The sequence below is a fragment of the Enterobacter cloacae complex sp. XAL002 genome (genome assembly GCF_049236805.1).
Classification (GTDB): domain Bacteria; phylum Pseudomonadota; class Gammaproteobacteria; order Enterobacterales; family Enterobacteriaceae; genus Enterobacter; species Enterobacter intestinihominis.
This window is the reverse complement of record NZ_JBMKJN010000047.1, coordinates 1-6,225: the sequence shown is the minus strand read 5'-3', so window position 1 is coordinate 6,225 and position 6,225 is coordinate 1. Positions and strand designations below refer to the sequence as shown.

At 54.8% G+C, this 6,225-nt stretch carries 3 protein-coding genes and 1 pseudogene; all 4 read right to left on the bottom strand.

Going from position 1 to position 6,225, the window contains the following annotated elements; translation table 11 throughout:
• Positions 1-74 precede the first annotated feature (74 nt).
• Positions 75-1,814 carry a bifunctional isocitrate dehydrogenase kinase/phosphatase gene (gene aceK / locus ACOT0L_RS23570; RefSeq protein ID WP_058677321.1) on the bottom strand — a complete coding sequence of 580 codons (1,740 nt, stop codon included), beginning with the start codon at positions 1,812-1,814 and terminating at the stop codon, positions 75-77.
• Positions 1,815-1,863: 49 nt separating this feature from the next.
• Positions 1,864-3,168: an isocitrate lyase gene (aceA, locus tag ACOT0L_RS23565; RefSeq protein ID WP_126504400.1), complete on the bottom strand. Its 1,305-nt coding sequence runs from the start codon at positions 3,166-3,168 to the stop codon at positions 1,864-1,866.
• 31 nt (positions 3,169-3,199) lie between these two features.
• Positions 3,200-4,801: a malate synthase A gene (aceB, locus tag ACOT0L_RS23560; RefSeq protein ID WP_126504398.1), complete on the bottom strand. Its 1,602-nt coding sequence runs from the start codon at positions 4,799-4,801 to the stop codon at positions 3,200-3,202.
• Between the two features lie 270 nt (positions 4,802-5,071).
• A pseudogene (gene metA, locus ACOT0L_RS23555) lies at positions 5,072-5,998 on the bottom strand (homoserine O-succinyltransferase MetA); the annotation flags it as partial.
• Between the last annotated feature and the right edge of the window lie 227 nt (positions 5,999-6,225).

Below are 6,225 nucleotides of genomic sequence, written 5' to 3'. Positions count from 1 at the left end.
ACTTTATTGCTTCTGCATAAAAAAATTACTGGGGATCCCTCAGCCCACAGGGAGAGGGAGAAAACATGATGCCCTTACCCTGCGGGAGAGGGAGAAAAGCGGATGCAAAACCGCTGCTTGCGGCGGTAAGCGTAGACATCTTCCACGTGCCCGTTTTTAATCCGCGTTTGCAGCCCGCGCCAGTAGCTGGCGCGGAACAGATCGGCATGCATCTCTTCAAATAACGGCCCGATGCGTGGGTCCGCACACAGCCAGTGGCGAAACTCCTCCGGAAACACATCGCCCGGCGAGACGCTGTACCAAGGCTCGCTGGACAGTTCATCTTCCGGGTAGCGCGGCGGCGGGATATCGCGGAAGTTCACCTCGGTCATGTAGCAAATTTCATCGTAATCGTAGAACACCACCCGCCCGTGACGGGTGACGCCGAAGTTTTTAAACAGCATATCCCCGGGGAAAATATTGGCAGCGGCGAGCTGGCGGATGGCGTTGCCGTACTCTTCGATGGCATCACGTAAAGCCTGGCCCTCTGACTGTTCCAGCCAGATATTTAGCGGCACCATACGGCGCTCAATGTAGAGATGGCTGATCGCAATCTTATCGCCAAGATCGGTAATTTTCGTCGGCGCTTCCTGCATGAGCAGCGTCATTAGCGCCGGATCGATCTGCTGCTTATCCAGCACAAAGTTTTCAAACTCCTGGGTATCGGCCATTCGCCCGACGCGATCGTGCTCTTTTACCAGCTGATAGCAGGCACGGACGTGGGCTGCGGTCATCTCTTTCTGCGGGGCGAATTTATCCTTAATCACCTTAAACACCCGATCAAAGCCCGGCAGCGTGAAGACCAGCATCACCATGCCGCGGATACCCGGCGCTTCGATAAACTGCTCATCAGCCGTGGTGACATAACGCAGGTATTCCCGATAACTCTCCGTTTTGGCATGCTTCTGACAGCCAATCGCCATATACAGCTCGGCGGTGGTTTTGCCCGGCAGGATCTCGCGCAGCCACTCCACCAGGGCGGCGGGCAGCGGGGCGTAGACCATGAAATAGGAGCGGGCGAAGCCAAATACGATACTCGCCTCAGCGCTGGTAGTCAGGCAGGTATCGACAAACAGTTCGCCGTCGTCGGTACGGTGAATGGGCAGCAGAAACGGCACGATGGCTGTCGGCGTAACCAGTTTACCCACCAGCCAGGCGGCCTTATTGCGGTAGAAAAGCTCGTTGGCAACCTGCAAATGGCTGCGGCTGAGCACCGCCTCGCCGAAGGTTTCACTGAGATACGCGTGGATATAGCCGATATCCCGGGGTTTATTCTGCCACGGCAGGCGCAGCGGCAAATCTGTTAAGACGCGGTGCAGGAGCTTTTCCCACCCGCGATCGGGAAAGAAATCTTTCGCCAGCGGACGCGGAATGGTACGGAAGCGTCGCTCGGGCTGGGAGCTGAAGATAAATAACCGCTCAGGAGATAATGAGCGGTGGTCAAATAACCGGCAATAGACGGAGTTGAAAAAGCTCTCCGCAATCTCGAAGCGCGGGTAGTCGGGTAACAGATGGGTGTAGTGCTCTTTCACGCGCAGTAAAAATTCCGCATCCGGGCTTTTACCGTCGGTAATACAGCGCAGTTGTTCCACCACCAGACCTACGTGGTGATCATAGAGATGGATACGCTGCTTCATGGCCTGCTGAACCGCATGCCAGTCGGCGTGCTCAAAACGCTGTTGCGCGCCGGATGTGACTTCCAGAAAGCGGCCATACTGGGCATCGAAGCCCTGCAAAATAGTTTGGGCTATCAGTAATTCCAGACCACGCGACATATATTCCCCTCACCCCAACCCTCTCCCCGAGGGGGGAGAGGGGGAAAGATCAGAACTGTGCTTCTTCCGTTGAACCCGTTAATGCCGTGACGGAGGAAGTCCCGCCCTGAATAATCGTGGTCACATTATCGAAATAGCCGGTTCCCACCTCCTGCTGGTGCGAAACGAAGGTGTAACCCTCTTTGCCCGCCGCAAATTCTGGCTGCTGTACCTTCTCAACATAGTGCTTCATGCCTTCGCCCTGTGCGTAGGCATGCGCCAGGTCGAACATGTTGAACCACATGCTGTGGATACCCGCCAGGGTGATGAACTGGTACTTGTAGCCCATATCCGACAGCTGCTGCTGGAAGCTGGCGATGGTCGTGTCGTCCAGATTTTTTTGCCAGTTAAAGGACGGTGAACAGTTATAGGCCAGCAGCTTGCCCGGATATTTCGCATGAATCGCATCGGCAAAGCGCTTCGCCAGCGCCAGATCCGGCGTGGAGGTTTCACACCAGACCAGGTCGGCGTAAGGGGCATACGCCAGGCCGCGGCTGATCGCCTGTTCAATACCGGCATGCGTGCGATAGAACCCTTCGCTGGTGCGTTCGCCGGTGATGAATTCGCTGTCGTACGGGTCGCAGTCAGAGGTGATCAGGTCCGCCGCGTCCGCATCGGTACGGGCAATGACCAGCGTCGGCACGCCGAGCACGTCAGCAGCCAGACGCGCGGCAACCAGCTTCTGGATCGCTTCCTGAGTTGGCACCAGCACTTTCCCGCCCATATGCCCACACTTCTTCACCGACGCCAGCTGATCTTCAAAGTGTACGGCCGCTGCACCGGCCTCAATCATCGATTTCATCAGCTCAAAGGCGTTCAACACGCCGCCGAAACCGGCTTCCGCATCGGCGACGATCGGCAGGAAATAATCAGTAAAGCGCGGATCGTGGGGCTCGATGCCCGCCGCCCACTGGATCTGATCCGCACGGCGGAAGGTATTGTTGATCCGATCTACCACTGACGGCACCGAGTTCGCCGGATAAAGAGATTGATCCGGATACATGCTGGAGGCCAGGTTAGCATCCGCCGCGACCTGCCAGCCGGAAAGATAGATAGCTTCAATGCCGGCCTTCGCCTGCTGCAATGCCTGACCGCCAGTCAGTGCGCCGAGGCTGTTGATATAACCTTTTTTAGACCCCCCGTGCAGCAGATCCCACATTTTCGCCGCGCCGTTCTGCGCCAGCGTACACTCCGGGTTAACCGAGCCGCGTAACTTCACCACTTCCTCTGCGCTGTACGGACGGTGAATGCCTTCCCAGCGCGGTTGGGTCCACTCTTTTTGTAACTCTTCGATCTGTTGGGTACGGGTTTTCATGTGCAGATGCTCCATATTGTTATGTGGTGAATTACGCCAGGAAGCGGTAGCCCGGCAGGGTCAGGAAGTCGATTAAGTCATCAGAGGTGGTGATTTGCTCCATCAGGCGCGCAGCGTCATTAAAACGCCCGCTGCTGAAGCGGTGCTCGCCCAGTTCGTCCTGGATGACCCGCATCTCTTCGGCCAGCATCTGACGGAACAGGGCTTTGGTGACCGGTTTGCCGTTGCTGAGCGTTTTTTGATGATGGATCCACTGCCAGATGGAGGTACGTGAAATTTCCGCCGTGGCGGCATCTTCCATCAGGCCGTAGATCGGCACGCAGCCGTTGCCGGAGATCCATGCCTCGATGTACTGCACGGCGACGCGAATATTGGCGCGCATGCCCTCTTCCGTACGCTCGCCCGCACACGGCGCAAGCAACTGTTCTTCTGCGATTGGCGCATCGTCTTCACGGGTGACAAACAGCTGGTTTTTGTTGTCGCCGAGTACGCGGTTGAAGACCTCCATCGCCGTGTCGGCCAGACCGGGGTGGGCAATCCACGTCCCGTCGTGGCCGTTACGGGCTTCCAGCTCTTTATCGGCTTTCACCTTGTTGAGCACCTGATTGTTACGCTCTGCGTCTTTGCTCGGGATAAACGCCGCCATGCCGCCCATCGCAAAGGCGCCGCGTTTGTGGCAGGTCTTAATCAGCAGGCGCGAGTAGGCGCTGAGGAAGGGTTTATCCATGGTCACAACCTGACGATCCGGCAATACCCGGTCGGCATGGTTTTTCAGGGTTTTGATGTAGCTGAAGATGTAATCCCAGCGGCCGCAGTTCAGGCCCACAATATGGTCACGCAGCGCATGGAGGATCTCATGCATCTGGAATACGGCTGGCAGGGTTTCAATCAGCAGCGTGGCCTTAATGGTGCCGCGCGGCAGGCTGAAGCGGTCTTCTGCGTAGCTGAAGACTTCACTCCACCACGCCGCTTCCTGCCAGGACTGGGTTTTTGGCAGATAGAAATAGGGGCCGCTGCCTTTCGCCAGCAGGTTCTTATGGTTGTGGAAGAAGTACAGCGCAAAGTCGAACAGGCTGCCCGGAATCGCTTCTCCGCGCCACGTAACGTGTTTTTCTGGCAAATGCAGACCGCGTACGCGGCAGATCAGCACCGCCGGATTCGGTTTGAGCTGGTAAATTTTACCGGCTTCGTTGGTATAGCTGATGGTGCCGTTGACGGCGTCGCCCAGGTTGATCTGCCCGTCGATAACTTTCTGCCAGTCCGGCGCGAGGGAATCTTCGAAGTCCGCCATAAATACTTTGACGTTGGCATTCATGGCGTTAATCACCATTTTGCGCTCTACCGGGCCGGTGATCTCTACGCGACGATCCTGTAAATCTTCAGGGATTCCGCGAATTTTCCATTCACCATGACGAATGGAAGCGGTTTCCGAAATAAACCCTGGCAACTTGCCGTTATCGATCTCCTGCTGTTGATGAATGCGTGCCGCCAGCAGTTTATTACGCTGTGGCGTAAAGCGAGTCACCAGTTCAGTCAGAAACTCTACCGCTTCTGCCGTCAAAACTTGCTGTTCTTGCTCACCATTCGGCTGGGTAAAGGTCAGTTCATCGACCGTTGTTGCCTGTTGAGTCATCGTTCTGCTCCTCATCAAAGATCCAAAATCACGCCCCCGATGCGAGCGAAAGATCGTTGTTTAGTTTTCGCTCAGCAGAATTAAGACTATCTATAATTTTTCCAAAATCAAAAACAATTTCCATTTTAATTCATATCCAATCACAACTGTATGATTAATATGAGATTAAAGTTTTTCACGATGTTGAGTTGGTTTTCGAAAATAAAAAAGGCACCCTAAGGTGCCTGATCTGAATAGCTGAAACGCTTTAGGATCGTTTAATGCAGACGATTCCAGCGTCGGATTCATGTGGCGCAGATCGTACGGCGTAATCTGGTAGACGTAATAGTTGAGCCAGTTAGTGAACAGCAGATTTCCGTGACTACGCCAGGTTGCCCGAGGCGTGTTTTGCGGATCGTTTTTCGGGAAATAGTTGTACGGGACATCCGGATTCAGACCCGCTTCAACGTCACGAAAATACTCTGACGCGAGGGTATGCGGATCGTACTCAGGATGGCCGGTAACGAACGCGATGCGTTTGTCTTTACTGGCGAACAGGTAGGCATCGCCGTCTTCCGTTTCGGCCAGGATTTCCAGGTCGGTGTAATCGCGGATCAGCTGTGCCGGAAAATCGGCGTAGCGAGAATGCGGAGCCAGGAAAGTGTCATCGAAACCACGCGTCAGCAGCGCATGCGGGTGAAGAATGTGGTGTTCGTATACGCCAGAAAGTTTGTCGCTGCGGGTTTGCTTGGGAATGCCATAGAGGATATTCAGCGCGGCCTGTACCGCCCAACAGACAAATAAGGTGGACGTGACGTGATCTTTTGCCCACTCCAGCACCTGCCTGATTTGTGGCCAGTAGGCAACGTCATTAAATTCCACCAGACCCAGCGGTGCGCCGGTGACGATCAGTCCATCGAAATTCTCATCGCGAATATCTTCAAAATTACAGTAGAAGTTATTCAGATGCTCAGCAGGCGTGTTGCGTGACTCACGGGCGTCAATGCGCAGCAGCTGGATATCAACCTGAAGCGGAGAGTTGGAGAGCAAACGCAGGAACTGGTTCTCCGTTTCGATCTTTTTTGGCATCAGATTGAGAATAAGCACCTTCAGCGGGCGAATTTCCTGACCTGTCGCACGCGAAGCCGTCATGACGAAGACATTCTCTTCACGCAAGAAATTGACGGCTGGTAGCTCGTCCTGCACCCGAATCGGCATAACCTTAAATCCTCACAGCATACGTATAAACGTTTAGACATCCAGACAGCTAACGATACCCAGAAACGGGCTTAATGTCGAGTCTGCAAGCGAAAGGTGAGAAAGTTTCAAGGAGGGAAAGCATGTAGGGCGGGTAAGGTGGGGCCACCACCCGACTTTTCAGAACGCATAAAGCAAAAAACCCCGCACCTTCCGGTACGGGGTTCTTTCTGATTGATGCCTGGCAG